Below are 20,834 nucleotides of genomic sequence, written 5' to 3'. Positions count from 1 at the left end.
AAACGCGAGATGAACCCCAACACGCCCTCGCTCAACCAATCGCCGCGAAGGCTGCTCGCTCGTCCTTTTCGCGCTGGACTTCACGACGCTTCGTGACGATCGATGCGACGATCACACCCAAAGCGACGATGCCGATCAGGATCGTGCAGATGGCATTGATTTCCGGCGTCACGCCCAGGCGGACCTGGCTGTAGATCTTCATCGGCAGCGTCGTGGCGCCCGGCCCGGTCGTGAAGCTTGCAATCACGAGATCGTCGAGCGAGAGCGTGAAAGCGAGAATCCAGCCGGAAAAGACGGCCGGCGCGATCACCGGCAGCGTGATCGCGAAGAAGGTCCTGACCGGGGTCGCGCCGAGATCGAGCGCCGCCTCCTCGATCGACTGGTCGAAGCTCAGAAGACGCGACTGGACCACGACCGCGACGAAGCACATGGTGAAGGTGATATGGGCGAGCGTGATCGTCCAGAAACCGCGGTCGAACCCGATCGCCACGAAGAGCAGCAGCAGCGACAGGCCGGTGATCACCTCCGGCATCACCAGAGGCGCATAGACCATGCCGGAAAAAAGAACGCGGCCGCGAAATCGGGTGTAGCGCACCAGCGCGAGTGCCGCCAGAGTTCCGAGGACGGTCGCACAGGTCGCCGAAAGGAGCGCCACCCGGATCGTTACCCAGGCCGCGTCCAGAAGGCCCTGGTTATGCCAGAGCTGACTGTACCACTTGGTCGAGAAGCCCGCCCAGACGGTGACCAGTTTCGACTCGTTGAAGGAGAAGATCACCAGGAGCACGATCGGCAGATAGAGAAAGCCGAAGCCTAGAACGACCGAGGCGATATTGAAACGGGACCACTTCTCCATAGCTCACCTCCCCTCGCCGTCGGTTCTGGCCTGGATGTTCTGGAAATAGACGATGGGTATCACCAGGATCATGAGCAGGATGATCGCCACGGCAGACGAAACCGGCCAGTCGCGATTGGAATTGAACTCGCTCCACAAGGTCTTGCCGATCATCAGCGTTTCCGAGCCGCCGAGGAGGTCGGGAATCACGAATTCGCCGACAGCCGGAATGAAAACGAGCAGGCAGCCGGCCACGACGCCGGGGAGCGACAGGGGAAAGGTCACGCGCCAGAAGGCGGCGGCAGGCGTGCAGCCGAGGTCCTGGGCGGCTTCGGTCAGCGAATGGTCCATCTTCTCAAGCGCCGAGTATATCGGCAGCACCATGAAGGGCAGATAGGAATAGACGATGCCGATATAGATCGCCCAATTGGTGTTGAGGATGATGAGCGGCTGATCGATCAGGCCGACCGCCGACAGAAACTGGTTGAGCAGGCCCTCCGGCTTCAGGATGGCGATCCAGGCATAGACGCGGATCAGAAAGCTCGTCCAGAAGGGCAGGATCACCATCATCAGCAGCGTGGGTCGCAGCGAACGCGGCGCCTTCGCCATGCCGTAGGCGATCGGATAGCCGATCAGGAGCGTCAGCAGGGTCGAGATGGCGGCGATGACGACGCTCGATATATAGGCGTTGAAATAGAGGACGTCCTCCGTCAGCCATACGTAATTGTCGAGCGAGAATTCACCGAGCTTCTCCACGACGCCGGAAAGGCCGCCCGCCAGGTCGAAGACAGGCATATAGGGCGGCATAGCGACGGCCGTCTGCGACAGCGAGATGCGGAAGACGATGAAGAAAGGGATGAGGAAGAAGAACAGGAGCCAGGCATAGGGAATGATTATGACCAGGCGGCTGACGATGGCTGAGGCGAGTTTCGCCATGGCTTCAATCCTTCAAAACGACGCCCGCATCTTCACCGAAGGAGATCCAGACCTGCTGGTCGTAACCGAGCGGGTCCTCGACCGCCCGCGCGGCGTTCAGCGATGACGCCTTGACGACCTTGCCGTCCTTCAGCCGGATGTGAAAAACCGTCATGTCGCCGAGATAGCCGATGTCCCATATCTCGCCCTCGGCGGCGTTCACCGGCGCATGCGCCGGCGGCTGCCGGCCAATTCTGATCTTCTCGGGCCGGATGGCGACGGCCGCCTTTGCGCCGTTTCCCGGCGTTTCCGGCGACGCCATCCGGACCGGTATACCGCCCGTCGTCTCGACACGTATATAGCCGTCTCCGGCCGAGGTGACCTTGCCGTCAAATATGTTCACGTCGCCGATGAAGTCGGCGACGAAGCGCGAATTCGGCGCTTCGTAGATCTCCGCCGGCGTCGCCACCTGGACGACCTTGCCGTGGCTCATGACGGCGATGCGGTCCGCCATGGTCATCGCCTCTTCCTGGTCGTGGGTGACGACGACGAAGGTGAGGCCGAGTTCCTGCTGGAGGTCCATGAGCTCGAATTGCGTTTCCTCGCGCAGCTTCTTGTCGAGCGCGCCGAGCGGCTCGTCGAGCAGCAGCACCTTCGGCCGCTTTGCCAGAGAACGGGCAAGGGCGACGCGCTGGCGCTGGCCGCCGGAAAGCTGATGCGGCTTGCGCTTGGCGAACTTCTCGAGCTTGACGAGCTTCAGCATCTGCGCGACGCGTTCGGAGATGTCCGCTTTCGGCATTCCGTCCTGCTTCAGGCCGAAGGCGACGTTGTTTTCGACCGTCATGTGCGGAAACAGCGCATAGGACTGGAACATCATATTGACGGGGCGGCGGTAGGGCGGGATGCCCGCCAGGCTCTGGCCGTCGAGGATGATTTCGCCCGATGTCGGCTGCTCGAAACCGGCCAGCATTCGCAGGAGGGTGGATTTGCCGCAGCCCGAAGCGCCGAGCAGGGCGAAGAATTCGCGCGTGTAGATGTTCAGCGAAAGATCGTCCACGGCGGTGAAGTCACCGAACTTCTTGGTGACGTTCTTGACGGAAATGAAAGGCTTGGAGGCGGGGTCCGCCCATGGCGCGAAAGAACGCCGGATACTTCCGAGAGACTTCATCATCTATCCTCGAATGGCGCAGCCCATACGCAATGGCCGGCGCCGACACGTCGAGAGTTGAGCGCAGAAACATGCAGAAAATTGCCCGGATTTGAGGTCCGGGCAATTCGTTTTCCTACTGACCAGTGACGATCTTGGTCCAGAGCCGGGTCAATACCCTCTGCTCCTTGGCCTCGAAGGGCGTCGTGGTGAAGAGTTTCTGCATCACGGCATCGGATGGATAGATGGCGGTGTCTTCGAGCACTTCCTTGTCGAGGAACTCCTGCGAGGCCTTGTTGCCGTTGGCGTAGAACACGTAGTTCGAGGCCTTGGCGATGACTTCCGGCTTCATCATGTAGTTGATGAACTCATGCGCCTCGGCGACATGCGGCGCATCGGCGGGAATAGCCAGCATGTCGAACCACATCTGCGCGCCCTGCTCCGGGATCGAGTAGTCGACGGTCACGCCGGCCTTGGCCTCGGCCGCCCGGTCGCGCGCCTGGAAGACGTCGCCGGAGAAGCCCACGGCGAGGCAGATGTCGCCGTTCGCGAGCGCGTTGATATATTCGGACGAATGGAACTTGCGGATATTGGGCCGGACCTTCATCAGCAGGTCGGCTGCCTTTTCGAGGTCCGCCTGGTCGTGGCTGTCGGGATTGAGCCCCAGATAGGCGAGCGCCGAAGGCATGATGTCGGTGGGGGAATCGAGGAGATGGATGCCGCAGTCCTTGAACTTCGCCGCAATCTCCGGGTCGAAAATGACATCCCAGTTCGGCTTCTCGTCCGTGCCGAGAATCTCCTTCATCTTCTCGACATTGTAGCCGATGCCGGTCGTGCCCCACATGTAGTCGACGGCGTATTCGTTGCCGGGATCGTACTGCGCGGTACGCTCCATGACCATGTCCCACATGTTGGAAATGTTCGGCAGTTTCGACTTGTCGAGCTTCTGGAACACCCCGGCAGCAATCTGGCGCTGCAGGAAATAGGCCGTCGGAACGACGACGTCGTAACCGGAACCGCCGGCGAGCAGCTTCGTTTCCAGAATCTCGTTCGAGTCGAACACGTCATAGACGACCTTGATGCCGGTCTCCTTGGTGAAATCCTCGAGGATACTGTCATCGATATAGTCCGACCAGTTATAGACGTTGACGACCCGCTCCTGGGCCGAAGCCAGCATGGTCGATCCCGCAAGCACCGCGGTGGTCAAGGTTGCGACGATGAGTTTGGACATGCAACTCCCCTCTTGATTATCGGCTCGGGACAGTAATTTCTTCTCCAGTGCCGTTACGCCCCGTCTTTTGATCGTGCCGATGCGGAGGTTAGGCATCTTTCTCGATAAGCTCAAGGAGTTAGAGCGGTTCCAGGAAAAAAGTGGTTCGCGGTTTTCCACCCGAAAATTCCCTCCTCTTACCGCACCCTGTCCTTGTCGCAGGGATGGGGAGCGCTTCGGGGAGTTGCTGGCGTCATGACGACATCAGCCTGCGGATTGCGTGCCATTTCGCGCGGCCTTACTGAAAGTCGAAGACGCTCAGCCCGGTGGCCATCTCGTCGAGACCGAGCGGTCGGGTGATCGGCGGTTCGGCGCGCGCCAGGCACCCCTGCCGCTCGCAAAGCCGGCAGGCCGGACCGATTGCGATCGCCGGCACGACCGCGGCGGCGCCATAGACCATCTCGCTCGCGAAGGCGGCCTCGCAACCGACGAGGATCGCCGTGCGCCGAACCCGTTCGTGGAAGGCGGCCTGCGGACCGTCAACGGTGCGTGCGACAGTGATGAATTCGGTGCCGTCAGGCATTCCGACGCGATCGACGAGAACCTGGCCGGGCACGGCAAAGGCAGCCTGGACGTTGAGCTTGGGACAGCCGCCGCCGAAGCGGGCATGGGGAAATCCCTGCGCTCCGGCGCGACGCAGCCTGTTGCCGGCGCTGTCGATCTCGATGAGAAAAAACGGAACCCCCGCCGCACCGGGCCGCTGCAGCATCGTCAGACGGTTGGCGACCTGCTCGTAGGAAACCTGGAAACGCGCCGCCAGGACAGCCACATCGTATTTCATCCGCTGCGCGGCGGCGAGAAATGCCGCATAGGGCATCATCAGCGCATGGGCAGCATAGCGCGCGAGTTCGAAGCGGCCGATGCGCCGCGCTTCCGCCGTGGTAAAGCGGAACTGCTCGAGCTCGGCGGCAATCGCCTCATGGCAGGCGATCGAAGCCACCTCGATCGCGATCTCGCGCAGCTGATCGAAGGGCGACAGGCGTTCGGAGACGAAGAGGCGCATCGAGTGGCGGTCGAAGCGGCGGCGCAGGGTGGGCATCACGTGCACCGGCAGCGTCCGCACCGCCAGGCCGTGCTCCCTTCTGAGCCAAGCCTTCATTGCGCCTGAAAGATCGTCTCCGGGCGAGAGGCTTGCATGCAGGGCCTCCGCCGCCTCCTCTATGCGGGCGAAGTGATTGGGCCGTGCCTCGAACGCCTCGCGGACTTCGTCCATCGGCAGGCGCGTATCGGCAAGTGCCGCCATGTGTCCCTCGCCCGCCAGCAGGGCGGCGAGATCCCTCAGTCGCGACGCCTGTTCGCGGTAGGCGCGATGAAGTTTGACGATGCCGCCGGAGACGTTCGGCGCCGCTTCGGCGACCTCCACCAGCTCCTGGTCCCCCGGCAGTTCGCCGGCAAGCAGCGGATCGGCAAAGACCTCGCGCAGCTGCGCAAGACCGCTGCCCGCCTCGCCCTGGAGCTCTTCGAGGTCGACCTTGTAGACGGAGGCCAGTTTCAAGAGCAGTTGCACCGTCAGCGGCCGCTGGTTGCGCTCGATGAGGTTCAGATAGGAAGGAGAGATGCCAAGCGCCTCGGCCATGGCCGTCTGCGTCAGCTGAAGACCGTTTCGGATTCGCCTGACCCGCGGCCCGGCAAAGATCTTGTTCTCGGCCATTTGTAATTCCCTTTACAAGTTCCGCAACGATCCGCTTTGACATCTTTTACAACTTTACTTCCGTATACTGTCAAAGACAAGACAAGCTAACCCGTTTCTGGCCGCTATCTGCGGGAATTCGGTAGCGGGTTTATGCAGCGCAATGTAAAAACTGTCACATGATCTTTCGGCTTAGAGGCGCCGAAATACGAAAGCGGAAGACGAAGCTATTTCACGAGGAGGCAAGTATGACTGATTTTTACAAGCTCGTTCCAAATGCGCCGGAGGGGCGCTTCGACGGAATCGAGCGGCCCTATTCCGCCGAGGACGTGAAGCGGCTCAGGGGCTCGGTGGAGATCCGTTATTCGCTTGCCGAAATGGGTGCGAACCGCCTCTGGAAGCTCATCCATGAGGAGGACTTCGTCAATGCACTCGGCGCGCTTTCCGGCAATCAGGCGATGCAGATGGTGCGCGCGGGCTTGAAGGCGATCTATCTCTCCGGCTGGCAGGTCGCAGCCGACGCCAACACCGCTTCCGCCATGTATCCGGACCAGTCGCTCTATCCGGCCAACGCGGCTCCGGAACTTGCCAAGCGCATCAACCGCACGCTTCAGCGCGCCGATCAGATCGAGACGGCGGAAGGCAAGGGTCTCTCCGTCGATACCTGGTTCGCTCCGATCGTCGCCGATGCGGAAGCCGGCTTCGGCGGACCGCTCAACGCCTTCGAGATCATGAAGGCCTTCATCGAAGCGGGTGCGGCGGGCGTCCACTACGAGGACCAGCTCGCGTCGGAAAAGAAGTGCGGCCATCTCGGCGGCAAGGTGCTGATCCCGACCGCGGCGCATATCCGCAATCTGAACGCGGCACGGCTTGCCGCCGACGTAATGGGTACGCCGACGCTGGTCATTGCCCGCACCGACGCGGAAGCGGCGAAGCTGCTCACCTCCGATATCGACGAGCGCGACCGCCCCTTCGTCGACTACGATGCCGGCCGCACCGTCGAGGGTTTTTACCAGGTGAAGAACGGCATCGAGCCCTGCATCGCCCGCGCGATCGCCTATGCGCCGCATTGCGACCTCATCTGGTGCGAGACCTCCAAGCCCGACCTGGAGCAGGCGCGCAAGTTCGCCGAAGGCGTGCACAGGGCGCATCCGGGCAAGCTGCTCGCCTATAATTGCTCGCCGTCCTTCAACTGGAAGAAGAACCTCGACGATGCGACGATCGCCAAGTTCCAGCGCGAATTGGGCGCCATGGGCTACAAGTTCCAGTTCATCACGCTCGCCGGTTTCCACCAGCTGAACTACGGCATGTTCGAACTGGCGCGAGGCTACAGGGACCGGCAGATGGCGGCCTATTCGGAACTGCAGGAAGCGGAATTCGCAGCCGAAGCCAACGGCTATACGGCGACCAAGCACCAGCGCGAAGTGGGGACCGGCTATTTCGATGCCGTGTCGGTCGCGATCACCGGCGGCCAGTCGTCGACCACTGCCATGAAGGAATCCACCGAGCACGATCAGTTCCGCCCGGCAGCAGAATGAACGAGCGGGACGCGCGGCCCCCCTGCCCCGCCGCGCGTCCCCAACCAGACCTCGAAACTGAAGCGGGTCGAAGAAGTCCCCCGCACCCATCGCCCAAAGGAGCACTCCGATGACTGTACAGACACGCGTCAAGGAACGGGCCGAGGAACAATCGTCGGCCATGACACCGGAACAGCAGGCGGCGATCCGCATGGTCGCCAACGACCTGCACCGCCTCAACCAGGCCGTCATGAAGGCCGTGGACGCCGGCGTTTCCGTCGAACTGGTCCGTTCGGCCCGCCATCACGGCGGCGACGGCAACTGGGGCGATCTGCTGATCCCCGTCATCGTCACCCAGGGACGGCACTGATGGCTGTCGTCACCTGGACAACGATAGCACTCATCCTTTCCGCCCTGAGTTGCAGCCACTTCAACAGGCAGAGGCCGGCGGTCCGCGAGGTCCGCGCCGGACGAGGTCGACACAAATGAAACGGGACCGGCCGGCCGCAGCGCCGGCCGGTCCCGTTTGGAGGCTCATGCCAAATTGCGCGGCGGGCGCTTGCCGGCAAAAAGGTCCGTATGGCTGCGCAGGAAACGTGTCATCCGGTCTACGACGGTTCGGATGTCGCGCCTGTAGCGATCCTCGTTGTTCATGACGATCCACTGCCGGTGTCTGAGCGGCTCGATCTCGTCTCCCACCCGCTCGAGCAAGGGATCGAGATCGCCGACGAAACAGGGCAGCACCGCCCGTCCCGCCCCAGCTCGCGCGAGGTCCAGCAATGAGCGAGGCCGTGTGACGGTTGCAACGATCCGGCCCGGCGCATGCTCGTGCGGCCATCTCAGATAGGCCGATATTGCATCCTCTTCGGCGACTGCGACCCAGCGTTCCACTCCGCCCGGCGCGTTCTTCTGCCGGTAGGCGGCATAGGCGACTTCCCCCACCGGCCGCGCCGCAAGATAGCTTTCCTCCGGTTCGAAGGCGCGGATGCCGATATCGCTTTCGCGATAGGCCAGATTCGCTCGCGCCTCGCCGATCGTCAGAGAAAGGCCGAAAGCGTCCCTTTCCGTGCAGATGGCGGGAAAATTCTCGGCAATCAGCCAGGAGACCCATGTGCCGGCCGCGATGCGGACAACGGTCGCCCCCTCGCCCTCCTTCTGCCAGCTTTCGACCTTGCGGGCCGCCGCCTCCATTTCCTGCAGCTGTTCGAAGAGAAAGCGGCCGTCTCCCGTCAGCGTGTAGCCGGTCTGGCTGCGGATGAAGAGCGAGCGGCCGGTGCGCTCCTCGAGCTCCAGCATCCGGCGGCCGACCGTCGCGGGGCTGAGCCCCGTCGCCTGCGCCGCCCCGGTCAACCCGCCGGTACGCGCCACCGTGACGAAGCAGCGGTATATGTCCCAGTCGGTGTTTTTCATAGCTGAAAAACATATGGGGAAATCGGCTGTATGTAAAACAATTCCGGATGCATAAAAAAGGGGATGCCCAAGAATGAAGGAGCATCACCATGGATATGATGGCAATGGCACTGCTGTTCGATATGGCTTCGAGGAACCGTCCCTGGGACGAGAGGTTCGAACCCCCACCGCAGAGCCGTCGGCGGCCCTTCGCGAAACGCCTGCTTGCGGCAGTGTTCCGCAAGCGGCAACCGGCGGAGACAAGCGATGGTTGCGGCGGCAGCTTTACTGTTTCCTGCGCCGGCGGCGCCAAATGAAAGCGCCGCGCATGCGGGATGCGCGGCGCCATTCGATGCGTTTGAATCCGGCTATGCCGCCCGGTAGCTGTGGTCGGCTGCGGCCGCCGGCTCGAGCCGGAACTGCTCGACGAGCATCATCAGCGTATCCGCCTGATTGGCGAGCGCCCGGCTGGTGCCGGTCGCCTCCTCGACCATCGAGGCGTTCTGCTGCGTCATCTGGTCCATCTGGTTGACGGAACCGTTTACCTCGTTCAGGGCCGCAGCCTGATCGCGGCTGGCGGTGGCGATCATCTCGACATGCTGGCTGATCGTCACGATCTCGGCGCTGATCGAGGCGAGCACCGCGCCCGTTTCCTTGACGAGACGTGAGCCGGAACTCACCTCTTCGGTCGATTTGTCGATCAGCCCCTTGATCTCTCGCGCCGCCTCGGCCGAGCGCTGCGCCAGTTCGCGTACTTCCTGCGCGACGACGGCAAAGCCCTTGCCCGCCTCGCCGGCACGCGCCGCTTCGATACCGGCATTGAGCGCCAGAAGGTTGGTCTGGAAGGCGATATCGTCGATCACTTCGATGATCTGCTCGATCTGGCGGGAGGCCGCCTCGATGCGTCCCATGGCGGCGACGGCGCTGGTGACGACCGTTGCCGAACTGTCGGCGCTCCGCTTCGTATGAGACACGGCCTGGTTCGCCTCGTGCGCCCGCTCCGCCGAGGAGCGCACCGTCACGGTGATCTGGTCGACGGCCGCGGCCGTCTCCTCGAGCGAAGCGGCCTGAGCCTCCGTCCGTTTCGACAGCGCGTCGGCGGACCGATGCATGTCGGCGCCACCCTGCTGGATCGCCAGAGCATTGGCGCGAATCTGCGCCAGCGTGTCCTGAAGGCGGACGAGCGATCCGTTGAAGTCCAGCCGCAACTGTTCGAGGCGGCCGGCGAAGGGCACCTCGATCTGACGCGACAGGTCTCCCTGGGCCAGGCGTCCGAGTCCGGCTGCGAGCTCGCTCACCGCAAGATCGATCTGCCTGTCGAGCTCGCGCTTCTCCGCATCGTTGCGGCTGCGCTCGGCTTCCGCGCGGGCACGCTCTTCGGCGCTTTCCGCCTCGATGCGCACCTTGGAGAGCGCATTTTCCTTGAAGACGCCGAGAGCACGCGCCATGTCGCCGATCTCGTCGCGGCGCGTGCCGCCGTCGATCGACGTATCGAGCGCGCCGTCCGCCAACCGCCGCATGGCGGCCGTGATCTGGCCGATCGGCTTTTTCAGCGTGAGCGTGAGCGCGATGCCTGCCAGAAGCGCGATCACGACGCCGGTGATCGTCGCCGCAACGGAGATCTGATTGGCTTCCGCGCGTTCGCTGCCGGCGGCGACCTTCTGCTGCTCGGCAAAACCGGTGAGATCGCTCCAGATCTCGTTGATCGCGGCGCCCGCGGCCTCGAATTCCACAGTGCGCTTATCCGAGATCTCGACCAGCGCAAGGCCATCCTTCTTCATCCCCTCGATGATCGGCAGAAGTGCGCCGGCGGCCTGATCGAAGAAGGTCATGCCGCTCGCGATGCCGCGCAGAGTGGTGAGGTTGGACTGGACTGCAAGGAACTTGTCGAGGAGTTTTTTGCGGCTTTCCTCGCTCGTCGTTCCGAGAAATGCCGCGGCGGCGATCTGGATGTCCGTAAGCGATGTGGAGAGCCTGCGTGTCGCGGTCAGCACCGACTCGGTGCCCGCGATCTTGCCGTCGAGCTCGCTGAATATCTGCGTCGCCTCGCGCATCTTGCCGACCGAAGCTGCCTCCAATCGGAAACTGGCGGTGCGGAAACGGTCGACATATTTGGAGAGGCCGGCGAGCGTTTCGGGGCCGGGCGGCGTTTTGATAAGGGCGCCGATCGCCCCGGAAGCAGAATTGACGGTTTCGGCAAGAGATTTCTCGCCCTTCGGCAAAAGCACGAAGATATCCCGTTGCGTGCGGCCTATGGCCGGGTAGTGGCCCTCTGCGACCTTGAGCTTCTCCTCGACCGTTATCGCCCCGCTCACCTCGGTCGCGAATTCGGCATAGAAGCGGCTGGCGCGCATGAGTTTTTCGGCGTTGCGCAGCATCGTCTTCGCCGCATTCTCGTCCTTGCGCACCGCGTATTGCAGCCGGTTCGCCTCGTCGTTGATCTTCGCCTGTTCGGCCGCCAGACGCTCCAGACCGGATCTCGTGTCGGCCCGGAGCTTCTGCTCGCCTTCATGCAATGTCCAGAGCCCGTCGATGCGGGTCTCGATGTCGCTGGTCGCGGCAATGGCGGCAGCCAGCTCGTCTTGGCCGTTTCCGCCCGCAACCTGCGCCGCAGTTTCGGCCAGGACTTCCTTCTGCGTGACGATTGCATCCTTGAGCATCCGGCGACTTTCGTCGGTCGTCCCCTGCAGGAAGCTGTTCATCTGGGCATAGACGTCCTTGAAGCCGCTCAGCGTCTTGAGGACGCTGTTCGAAATCTCCATGCGGCCCTGCAGCAGTCCGGAGGCATAGAGTCCGGTTATCCCGACGGCCGAGATGCTGACGACGAAGGGCAGGATGAAGAACAGAACCTTCGTCTGAATCTTGAAGCGGGCAAGTATCCTGTCGATGAGCATGGAAAACACCTTGGCTACAGCGCGCGTTCGCCTCCCCGATGGCTCGAAGCGCTCCGGGGCGCGTCAGGTGAACGCACCAAAGGCGCTCGGGCGCCACCCGATGCGCAAACAGGCTGATGTTTTTCGGAAAGTCATGCGGCGCACGCCGCCAGCCCGCCAGCAGTCATTGCGGGACCGCGCAGCCGGCTTGGCGGCGAGGACCTGGCGGTGCTCATTTGCTCGCCATAATCGTTTCAAACGATTAAGAATTCCATAAGCGGAATTGGCCCCGTGCGGACGGAATACCGGTCCCCCGGCGTATCGACGGGGCTCGTCGGAAGCGACGCTTCAAAGCCAGGAAAAGAGAGCAACGGCCGTGACGGCAAACAGAGCGAGCGTCGCGAGGTAAGCCGTCAATTCGTTCTGCCCGCGGCTTTTCTCTGCGCGGGCTATGGCTATTGCACGGGGACGGCGGCGTTGCTGGTTCATGGCCTCTTGTCCTTGTCGCTGCAGCACCGAGCGTCTCGGGCGCGCAAAGGTCGCTGCAGCACTACGAGTTGCCGGCAAAGACGGTCTGCCTTTGCCATTAGATCATGGTGCATCCATCCTGCGGCTGAAGAAAGTCCCCGAAATGGAAACAATGTGGTTTCCGCTTGTTGACTTCCGCTGCCTTCGCGGCTGTCGCGCCATGATAAACAGGTTCAGTAATTTCCGTTATATTTCCCTTAAGAATGGCTGAAGAAGCAAATCACCAATTTTGCCGCACGGTTACACGTCTTGACCGGCGACGAAGCCCGACGCCCAGGCCCATTGGAAATTGTAGCCTCCGAGCCAGCCGGTCACGTCGACACACTCGCCGACGAAGTAGAGGCCGGGGATCTCGTTTGCCTGCATGGTCCGGGAGTCGAGCGCACGCGTATCGACGCCGCCGAGCGTGACCTCGGCCGTCCGGTAGCCTTCCGATCCCGCCGGCTTCACCGCCCAGGCCTGGATGGAGCTGGAAAGCGCGTCGATCGCCTTGTCGGAAAGGTCGGCAAGCATGCGCCCCGTCAGCTTCGCTTCGTCCCCGAAGAACTGCGCGAGCCGGCGCGGCAGGATGTCGGCAAGTGCCGTCTGGACTGCCTGGCGGCCGTTCGTCCGGCGCATTCCCTTGAGGATCGAGGCGATATCGATGTCCGGCATCAGCCGGAGGACGATCTCCTCACCCTCACGCCAATAGGATGAAATCTGCAGGATAGCCGGCCCGCTCAAGCCGCGATGGGTGATGAGGACAGCTTCGCGGAAGGCGGCCTTCCCGAACCGCGCCTCGGCATCGGCCGCGACGCCGGCAAGCACGCCGAGCTTGGTGAGCTGCGCCTGGTCGAGTGTCAGGGGAACCAGTGCCGGGCGGGTTTCGACAACTGGCAAGCCGAACTGCTCCGCGATGCGATAGGCAAGACCCGTCGCTCCCATTTTCGGGATGGACTTGCCGCCGCTTGCCACGACCATCGAGGCGGCGTCGACCGCGCCGGCGCTGGTCGTCACACGGAATCCGGAGGCGGTCCTCTCAACCTCCCCGATGCTGGTTTCGAGCCTCAGTTGCACTCCCGCCGCCCTCATCTCCGCCATCAGCATGCGGATGATGTCCTTGGCCGAATGATCGCAGAAGAGCTGGCCGAGCGTTTTCTCGTGCCAGTCGATGCCATGGCGCTCGACCAAAGCGACGAAATCCTGCGGCCGGTACCGGGCAAGCGCCGACTTGCAGAAATGCGGGTTGCCGGACAGGAAGTTCCTGGGGGACGCATGGATATTGGTGAAATTGCAGCGGCCCCCGCCGGAGATGCGGATCTTCTCGCCGGGCGCCCGGGCGTGGTCGATGACGAGCACCCGGCGCCCGCGCTTGCCCGCCTCGATGGCGCACATCATGCCGGCGGCGCCCGCCCCGATGATCACCACGTCCTGCATTTGCGCCACGGAAGCTCCCTTCTGTTTCCGTACCCTCCTTTCCGGTGAGCAGGGCGAAAGTCAATCGCGTGCATCTAGCTAATTGCCGAACTGCGGCTATGATTGCGCTATCCGAAGCCAAACCCGGTGATTTATGTCTTCCAAGAGAAGTGTTGCCCAAGAGACAGCAAAGGTCAGCAAGAGTTCGAAAATACCCCTCGCCCTGCATGCCGCCCGTGGCGTGAAGACCTGGACCGAAGCGGTCGACTGGCTCAAGATCCGCGGCATCGAAGATATCGAGTGCATCACGCCCGACCTTGCGGGCGTTGCGCGCGGCAAGATGATGCCGACGTCCAAGTTCACGTCCAATACCTCCCTCGCCTTGCCCTCGGCGATCTACCGGCACACGATTTCCGGCGAATATCCGGAAGAGACCGGGCAATTCCGCTATGATTCCCGCGACAGCGACATCAAGCTCGTTCCGGACCTGTCCACCCTTTCCATCGTTCCATGGGAAAGCGACCCGACAGCCCAGGTCATCTGCGACATCGTCGGCTCCCAGGGAGAGCAGATCAGCTATACGCCGCGCAACGTGCTGAAGCGCGTCATCGAGCTCTACCGGCAGAAGGGCTGGAAACCGGTGGTCGCACCGGAGATCGAATTCTATCTCGTCGCCCAGAACGACGATCCGGACTATCCGCTGCGGCCGCCGAAGGGCCGGTCCGGCCGCTCGATCCTCGGCGGCCAGGGCTATTCGATTGCCGGCATCAACGAGTTCGACGAGCTCATCGACGACATCTACCATTTCTCCGAAAAGCAAGGCCTCGAGATCGATACGCTGATCCACGAAGAGGGGCCGGCCCAGCTTGAGATCAACCTCAGGCACGGCGATCCGATCGAGCTTGCCGACCAGGTCTTCCTTTTCAAGCGGACCATCCGCGAAGCTGCGCTGAAGCACGGAATCTATGCGACGTTCATGGCGAAGCCCATGCAGGGCCAGCCCGGCTCCGCCATGCATATCCACCAATCGGTGATCGATATCGAGACCGGCCGCAATATCTTCTCCAATCCCGACGGCTCACCCTCCCAGGCGTTCTTTTCCTTCATAGGCGGCATGCAGCTTTACGTGCCTCGGACGTTGTCGATGATGGCGCCCTATGTGAATTCCTATCGGCGCCTCACGCCGGACATGTCCGCGCCGGTCAACACCGCCTGGGGCTATGACAACCGGACCACGGCGTTCCGCATCCCTGTCTCGGATCCGGTCGCCCGGCGCATCGAGAACCGCCTGCCGAGCTCGGATGCCAACCCCTATCTGGCGCTCGCGGCCTCGCTCGGCTGCGGCTATCTCGGCATCATCGAGGGCCTGCAGGCGACACCGCCCACTGAACACACCGCCAATGAGGGCGAAATCGAACTGCCGCGAGGGCTGCTCGAGGCGGTTTCGCTGCTCGAATCGGCTCCCGCGCTGGCGGAGGTCTTCAGCGCCGAGTTCATCGCCATCTATGCCGGCGTGAAGCGCGGCGAGTTCGAAACCTTCATGCAGGTCATCAGCCCGTGGGAACGCGAGTTCCTGCTCCTGAATGTCTGATCCGGAATAGGTTTCCATGACCTGGCAAAGCCCGATTTCGCCCGGATATTCCTGGTACGAGGCGACGACTCCCGAGCGGCCCGCCTTCCCGGTCATGCCGGGCTCCCGCAAGGCCGACGTCGCCATTATCGGCGGCGGCTATACCGGCCTGCAGGCCGCCTGCAATCTCGCCCGGAGCGGGACGGACGTCACCCTGATCGACGCCTGCCGCTTCGGCGACGGCGCCTCGGGCCGCAATGGCGGGCAGTTCGGCACCGGGCAACGTGTCTGGGCCGACGAAACGGAGGAGGTGCTCGGCCGCGAATGGGCGCAGCGGCTCTTCGATATGGCCGAGAACGCCAAGCGCTATGTCCTGGGATTTGCCGAAGAGCACGCGATCGACATCGAATTCATGCCGGGCCAGCTCTCGGTCGGCCACAAGGCAAGCCTCGAAAGGGACTATCGCAACCACGTCGAGGCGATGACCGAGCGCTACGGCTATCCGCACCTTTCCTTCATGGATCGCGAGGAAACCGTGAGCCGGCTCGGCTCCAGCCATTACCACTTCGGTATCCGCGACACCGGGACCGGCCACATCCACCCGATGAAGCTGGTTGTGGGGCTCGTCAGACAGGCGGCGCTCGCCGGCGCCCATCTCTACGAGGGAACGAAGGCGCTCAAGATCGAGAAGAAGGGCGGCGCGGTCGTCATCGAGACGACGAGCGGCACGATCACGGCCGACCGGGCGCTGATCGCCTGCAACGGCTATATCGGCAATCTCGAGCCCGTGACCGCGAGCCACGTCATGCCGATCCGCTCCTTCATCGGCGCGACGACGGTGCTGCACGGCCATACTGGGATTCTGCCGGGGGGCGAATCGGTCGACGATTCGCGCTTCGTCGTACGCTATTTCCGAAAATCGAAAGACGGGCGGCTGCTCTTCGGCGGGCGCGAGGCCTACACTGCCGACAATCCGCGCGACATTTCGGCGCACATACGCCGGCAGATCTGCGAAATCTACCCGGATCTCGCCGATGTGGAGATCACTCACGCCTGGGGCGGCTCGGTCGGCATCACCATGCCGCGCCAACCCTTCTGCCGCGAGGTCATGCCGGGCGTCACCACGATCGGCGGTTACTCCGGCCATGGCGTCATGCTCGCCAATTATTGCGGCAAACTCTATGCCGAGCTCGCGCTCGGCAAATCTACCGAACTCGATCTGCTGAAGCAGCTCAAAATACCGGCCTTCCCCGGCGGAACGCGGTTCCGCTCGGCACTCCTGTTTCTGGCGCTCAGCTGGTACGCACTGCGCGACCGGTTCTAAAGGGAAGGCCCTCCGAGATTCCAGACGGTGGGCGCAAAGTCCTTGAAATGCTGCATATTTCTGTTCCCCGGGCGGTGATGATATAAGGAACGGCGTGTCGGCAGCCGTGCGGCCAGCCATTTTGTTGCGGTGCACCCTAGCCATTTTAAATCGATTAGATTATACCAGCCCAGACCTCAACGAGATCGAGACATCCCATGAGCAGCCAGATCATTCCCGTCGAACCGTTTGACTATGTGGTGTTCGGGGGCACCGGCGATCTTGCCGAGCGCAAGCTGCTGCCGGCACTCTACCACCGTCAGATGGAAGGCCAGTTCACGGAGCCGACGCGGATTATCGGCGCCTCGCGCGCGAGCCTTTCCCATGACGAATACCGCAAGTTCGCGAGCGACGCCCTGAAAGAACACCTGAAGGCCGGGGAGTTCAACGAGGCGGAAGTCGAGAAATTCACCTCGCGTCTCTACTACGTCTCCGTCGACGCCAAGTCCGAGCAGGGCTGGGACGATCTGAAGAAGCTCCTGGAAGAAGGCAAGGACCGTACCCGTGCCTTCTATCTCGCCGTCGGACCGGCGATCTTCAGCGACATTTCCGAAAAGATCCGCGATCACAAGCTCATCACCAGGAACACCCGCATCGTCGTCGAGAAGCCGATCGGCCGCGACCTCGCTTCCGCGACGGAACTCAACGACACGATCGGCAAGGTCTTCCGCGAAGAGCAGATTTTCCGCATCGACCACTATCTCGGCAAGGAGACGGTGCAGAATCTGATGGCGTTGCGCTTTGCAAACGCCCTGTACGAGCCATTGTGGAATTCCGCCCACATCGACCACGTGCAGATCACCGTTTCCGAAGCCGTCGGGCTCGAGAATCGCGCAGGTTACTACGACAAGGCGGGCGCGCTGCGCGACATGGTGCAGAACCACATCCTCCAGCTCCTCTGTTTCGTCGCCATGGAGGCGCCGACGTCGATGGACGCGGAGGCCGTGCGCGACGAGAAGCTCAAGGTGCTTCGCGCGCTGAAGCCGATCACCGCCTCCAATGTCGAGCAGGTGACGGTCCGGGGCCAGTACCGCGCGGGCGCATCGTCCGGAGGCCCGGTCAAGGGCTATCTCGAAGAGCTCGAAGGAGGCGTTTCCAATACGGAAACCTTCGTCGCGATCAAGGCCGAGATAAGCAATTGGCGCTGGGCAGGCGTGCCCTTCTATCTGCGTACCGGAAAGCGCATGGCGGGCCGCATGTCGGAGATCGTCATCACCTTCAAGCAGATTCCGCACTCGATCTTCGATCAGAGCGCCGGCCGCATTTCGGCCAACCAGCTGATGATCCGCCTGCAGCCGAATGAAGGCGTCAAGCAGTCGCTGATGATCAAGGATCCCGGACCGGGCGGCATGCGGCTGAGGAACGTGCCCCTGGACATGAGCTTCGCCGAGGCCTTTGCGGTTCGCAATGCGGACGCCTATGAACGCCTGCTGCTGGACGTCATCCGCAACAACCAGACCCTGTTCGTGCGCCGCGACGAAGTGGAAGCGGCCTGGCAATGGATCGACCCGATCCTCAAGGCCTGGGAAGCAACCGGACAGCAGGTGCAAGGCTATACCGCCGGAACCTGGGGTCCGAGCCAATCGATCGCGCTGATCGAGCGCGACGGCCGTACTTGGAACGATGCGATCTAGGGCCGATCATGAGCGCAAACATGCACATATTCGAAAATCCGTCCGCATTGGCCGAGGCCCTCGCGGACGACGTCGGTGCAAGGCTCGCCGCCGCGATCGCTACGAGAGGCACGGCGAGCTTCGCGGTATCGGGCGGCTCGACCCCGAAGGCCTTTTTCCGGTCGCTGTCGCGTCGCGAGCTCGATTGGTCGAAAGTGACGGTCACCCTCGTCGACGAGCGTTTCGTGCCACCCGAAAACGAGCGCTCCAACCATCGCTTGGTTGCCGATAACCTGCTCAAGGACGGGGCTGCGCAGGCGCGTTTCGTTCCGCTCTATCACGCGGCCGAGACTGCGGAAGCGGCCGCGGCGATCGCGAGCGACAGGACGGCAAGTCTCGGCGCACCCTTCGATGTCGTGGTGCTCGGCATGGGAACGGACGGGCATACGGCCTCGTTCTTTCCCGGGGGGACGCGCCTTGAAGAGGCGCTCGACCCCACGACGCCGCGCGGCGTGATCACCATGGAAGCGGAAGGCGCCGGCGAACCCCGCCTCACCTTCACCTTCTCCAGCCTGCAGGATGCCGGCTATCTGGTGCTGCATATCGAAGGCAGCGGCAAGAAAGAGGTGCTTGCCCAGGCCCAGGCGCCCGGCGACGAGGCAGAGATGCCCATCCGGGCCGTGCTTCGGCGGGCCACATCGCCGCTGCAGATATACTGGGCGCCCTGAGGCGACCCGGAAAGCGCCGCAACGCTCCCCGCACGCTGTGGCGCTCAAAGCCGATGATCGATGAAGAAAGGAGTCGCAAGACTCCGGAAGAGGGATGTGTCCATGTCCGCCGATTCCCGCATAGCCGCCATTACCGCCCGCATCGTCGAACGCTCGAAGCCGTACCGCGAGCCCTACCTCGATCGCGTCCGCAGCGCTGCGACGAACGGACCGCACCGGACCGTTCTCGGCTGCGGCAATCTTGCGCACGGATTTGCCGTCTGTTCCCCCGCCGAGAAGGTGGCGCTTGCGGGCGACCGCGTCCCCAACCTCGGCATCATCACCTCTTACAACGACATGCTTTCGGCGCATCAGCCGTTCGAAACCTATCCGGCACTGATCCGGGAGGCCGCGCACGAGGCGGGCGGCGTCGCTCAGGTCGCCGGCGGCGTTCCGGCAATGTGCGACGGCGTCACCCAAGGGCAGCCCGGCATGGAGCTGTCGCTCTTCTCGCGCGATGTCATCGCCATGGCGGCCGGCATCGGCCTGTCGCACAACATGTTCGACGCGGCCGTCTATCTCGGCGTCTGCGACAAGATCGTGCCCGGGCTCGCGATCGCGGCGCTCACCTTCGGCCATCTGCCCGCGGTCTTCATCCCCGCCGGACCGATGACCACGGGCCTGCCGAACGACGAGAAGGCCAGGGTTCGGCAACTCTTCGCCGAAGGCAAGGTCGGCCGCGACGAGCTCCTGGAGGCGGAGTCCAAATCCTATCACGGCCCCGGCACCTGCACCTTCTACGGCACCGCCAACTCCAACCAGATGCTGATGGAGATCATGGGCTTCCATCTGCCCGGCGCCTCCTTCATCAATCCCGGCACGCCGCTTCGCGACGCGCTGACCAGGGAAGCAACGAAGCGGGCGCTTGCGATCACCGCGCTCGGCAACGAATTCACGCCCGCCGGCGAGATGATCGACGAGCGGTCGATCGTCAACGGCGTCGTCGGCCTGCATGCGACCGGCGGCTCGACGAACCACACGATGCATCTCGTCGCGATGGCCCGCGCCGCGGGGATCGTGCTTACCTGGCAGGACATTTCGGAGCTTTCCGATCTCGTGCCGCTGCTCGCGCGCGTCTATCCGAACGGGCTGGCCGACGTGAACCATTTCCACGCCGCAGGCGGCATGGGCTTCCTGATCGCCCAGCTCCTCAGGAAAGGCTTGCTGCACGACGACGTCCGTACCGTCTACGGGCAGGGGCTCAGCGCCTATGCGATCGACGTGAAGCTCGGCGAAAACGGCAGCGTCAAGCGCGAGCCTGCGCCGGAGACGAGCGCCGACCCGAAGGTGCTCGCGACCGTCGAGCGCCCGTTCCAGCACACCGGCGGCCTCAAGATGCTGAGCGGAAATATCGGCAAGGCGGTCATCAAGATCTCCGCCGTCAAGCCGGAGAGCCACGTCATCGAAGCTCCGGCCAAGATCTTCAACGATCAGGCGGAACTGAACGCCGCCTTCAAGGCGGGAAGGCTCGAAGGCGATTTCGTAGCCGTCGTGCGCTTCCAGGGGCCGAAAGCCAACGGCATGCCGGAACTGCATAAGCTGACGACGGTGCTCGGCATCCTGCAGGATCGGGGCCAGAAAGTCGCGATCCTTACAGACGGGCGCATGTCAGGCGCCTCCGGGAAGGTTCCGGCAGCGATCCATGTGACCCCGGAAGCGAAGGAAGGCGGCCCGATCGCACGCATCCAGGAGGGCGACATCGTCCGCATCGACGCGATCAACGGCAAGGTCGAGGTGCTCGTCGAGGACATCGCGCTGAAAACGCGCGTGCCGGCGCATATCGACCTCTCCGACAACGAATTCGGAATGGGCCGCGAGCTCTTCGCTCCGTTCAGGCAGATCGCCGGCGCGGCCGACCGCGGCGGAAGCGTGCTGTTTCATTAGGGCCTGTTGCGATTCATTTCGAGTTTATGACGGCTGCTGCGAGATGGATAATGGCGTTGAAGCTCTGGTTGGTTTTGTCGGCACGCAGGGCGATGCGCGTCTTATAAGACGCGCGGCGCTGTAGGAAACTTTTTGGAGGAC

At 63.0% G+C, this 20,834-nt stretch carries 17 protein-coding genes; 8 read left to right on the top strand and 9 right to left on the bottom strand.

The window, feature by feature from the left end; all coding sequences use genetic code 11:
• Positions 1-31: 31 nt before the first annotated feature.
• The 5 genes from BHD07_RS05330 to BHD07_RS05310 form a co-directional block, all read right to left on the bottom strand.
• On the bottom strand, positions 32-853 hold the full coding sequence (locus tag BHD07_RS05330) for an ABC transporter permease subunit (protein WP_100669509.1): 822 nt from the start codon (positions 851-853) through the stop codon (positions 32-34).
• Positions 854-856: 3 nt separating this feature from the next.
• A complete protein-coding gene (locus BHD07_RS05325; RefSeq protein ID WP_338278259.1) occupies positions 857-1,768 on the bottom strand; it encodes an ABC transporter permease subunit in 912 nt (303 codons plus the stop codon).
• Positions 1,769-1,772: 4 nt separating this feature from the next.
• Positions 1,773-2,915 carry an ABC transporter ATP-binding protein gene (locus BHD07_RS05320; protein ID WP_338278258.1) on the bottom strand — a complete coding sequence of 381 codons (1,143 nt, stop codon included), beginning with the start codon at positions 2,913-2,915 and terminating at the stop codon, positions 1,773-1,775.
• A 115-nt stretch (positions 2,916-3,030) separates the two neighbouring features.
• Positions 3,031-4,125 (bottom strand): polyamine ABC transporter substrate-binding protein, encoded by a 1,095-nt coding sequence (locus BHD07_RS05315; RefSeq protein ID WP_018094267.1) that lies wholly within the window; start codon positions 4,123-4,125, stop codon positions 3,031-3,033.
• Positions 4,126-4,402: 277 nt separating this feature from the next.
• Positions 4,403-5,815, bottom strand: a complete 1,413-nt coding sequence (locus BHD07_RS05310; protein ID WP_275596740.1) for a helix-turn-helix domain-containing protein — start codon at positions 5,813-5,815, stop codon at positions 4,403-4,405.
• A gap of 227 nt (positions 5,816-6,042) precedes the next feature.
• Between BHD07_RS05310 and aceA the strand changes: the two genes are divergently transcribed.
• The gene (gene aceA / locus BHD07_RS05305) at positions 6,043-7,332 is read left to right on the top strand and encodes an isocitrate lyase (RefSeq protein WP_100669517.1); all 1,290 of its coding nucleotides are present in this window, start codon (positions 6,043-6,045) and stop codon (positions 7,330-7,332) included.
• A gap of 109 nt (positions 7,333-7,441) precedes the next feature.
• On the top strand, positions 7,442-7,681 hold the full coding sequence (locus BHD07_RS05300; protein ID WP_003527087.1) for an SMc00767 family acetate metabolism repressor: 240 nt from the start codon (positions 7,442-7,444) through the stop codon (positions 7,679-7,681).
• Between the two features lie 164 nt (positions 7,682-7,845).
• Here the strand turns inward: BHD07_RS05300 and BHD07_RS05295 are convergent, their stop codons facing one another.
• Positions 7,846-8,721 carry a LysR family transcriptional regulator gene (locus BHD07_RS05295; protein WP_100669519.1) on the bottom strand — a complete coding sequence of 292 codons (876 nt, stop codon included), beginning with the start codon at positions 8,719-8,721 and terminating at the stop codon, positions 7,846-7,848.
• Positions 8,722-8,810: 89 nt separating this feature from the next.
• Here BHD07_RS05295 and BHD07_RS05290 point away from each other — a divergent pair, with 89 nt between their 5' ends.
• A complete protein-coding gene (locus BHD07_RS05290) occupies positions 8,811-9,017 on the top strand; it encodes a hypothetical protein (RefSeq protein ID WP_100669521.1) in 207 nt (68 codons plus the stop codon).
• 51 nt (positions 9,018-9,068) lie between these two features.
• Here BHD07_RS05290 and BHD07_RS05285 read toward each other — a convergent pair whose 3' ends face one another.
• The 3 genes from BHD07_RS05285 to BHD07_RS05275 form a co-directional block, all read right to left on the bottom strand.
• Positions 9,069-11,594, bottom strand: a complete 2,526-nt coding sequence (locus BHD07_RS05285; RefSeq protein WP_275596745.1) for a methyl-accepting chemotaxis protein — start codon at positions 11,592-11,594, stop codon at positions 9,069-9,071.
• A 327-nt stretch (positions 11,595-11,921) separates the two neighbouring features.
• On the bottom strand, positions 11,922-12,062 hold the full coding sequence (locus BHD07_RS05280; protein WP_010968761.1) for a hypothetical protein: 141 nt from the start codon (positions 12,060-12,062) through the stop codon (positions 11,922-11,924).
• Positions 12,063-12,341: 279 nt separating this feature from the next.
• Complete coding sequence (locus tag BHD07_RS05275) at positions 12,342-13,526, bottom strand: NAD(P)/FAD-dependent oxidoreductase (protein ID WP_338278243.1); 1,185 nt, start codon at positions 13,524-13,526, stop codon at positions 12,342-12,344.
• Positions 13,527-13,650: 124 nt separating this feature from the next.
• Here BHD07_RS05275 and BHD07_RS05270 point away from each other — a divergent pair, with 124 nt between their 5' ends.
• The 5 genes from BHD07_RS05270 (at position 13,651) to edd (ending at position 20,693) form a co-directional block, all read left to right on the top strand.
• Positions 13,651-15,087, top strand: a complete 1,437-nt coding sequence (locus BHD07_RS05270; protein WP_003527057.1) for a glutamine synthetase family protein — start codon at positions 13,651-13,653, stop codon at positions 15,085-15,087.
• A 16-nt stretch (positions 15,088-15,103) separates the two neighbouring features.
• Positions 15,104-16,390 carry an NAD(P)/FAD-dependent oxidoreductase gene (locus BHD07_RS05265; protein ID WP_275596747.1) on the top strand — a complete coding sequence of 429 codons (1,287 nt, stop codon included), beginning with the start codon at positions 15,104-15,106 and terminating at the stop codon, positions 16,388-16,390.
• A gap of 197 nt (positions 16,391-16,587) precedes the next feature.
• A complete protein-coding gene (gene zwf / locus BHD07_RS05260) occupies positions 16,588-18,063 on the top strand; it encodes a glucose-6-phosphate dehydrogenase (protein WP_018094259.1) in 1,476 nt (491 codons plus the stop codon).
• An 8-nt stretch (positions 18,064-18,071) separates the two neighbouring features.
• Positions 18,072-18,770 carry a 6-phosphogluconolactonase gene (pgl, locus tag BHD07_RS05255; RefSeq protein WP_275596748.1) on the top strand — a complete coding sequence of 233 codons (699 nt, stop codon included), beginning with the start codon at positions 18,072-18,074 and terminating at the stop codon, positions 18,768-18,770.
• Between the two features lie 102 nt (positions 18,771-18,872).
• The gene (gene edd / locus BHD07_RS05250; RefSeq protein WP_275596749.1) at positions 18,873-20,693 is read left to right on the top strand and encodes a phosphogluconate dehydratase; all 1,821 of its coding nucleotides are present in this window, start codon (positions 18,873-18,875) and stop codon (positions 20,691-20,693) included.
• The last annotated feature ends 141 nt before the right edge of the window (positions 20,694-20,834 follow it).

Source organism: Sinorhizobium sp. KGO-5 (assembly GCF_036245905.1).
Taxonomy (GTDB): Bacteria; Pseudomonadota; Alphaproteobacteria; order Rhizobiales; family Rhizobiaceae; genus Sinorhizobium; species Sinorhizobium meliloti_A.
This window is presented reverse-complemented; position numbering and strand designations above follow the sequence as displayed.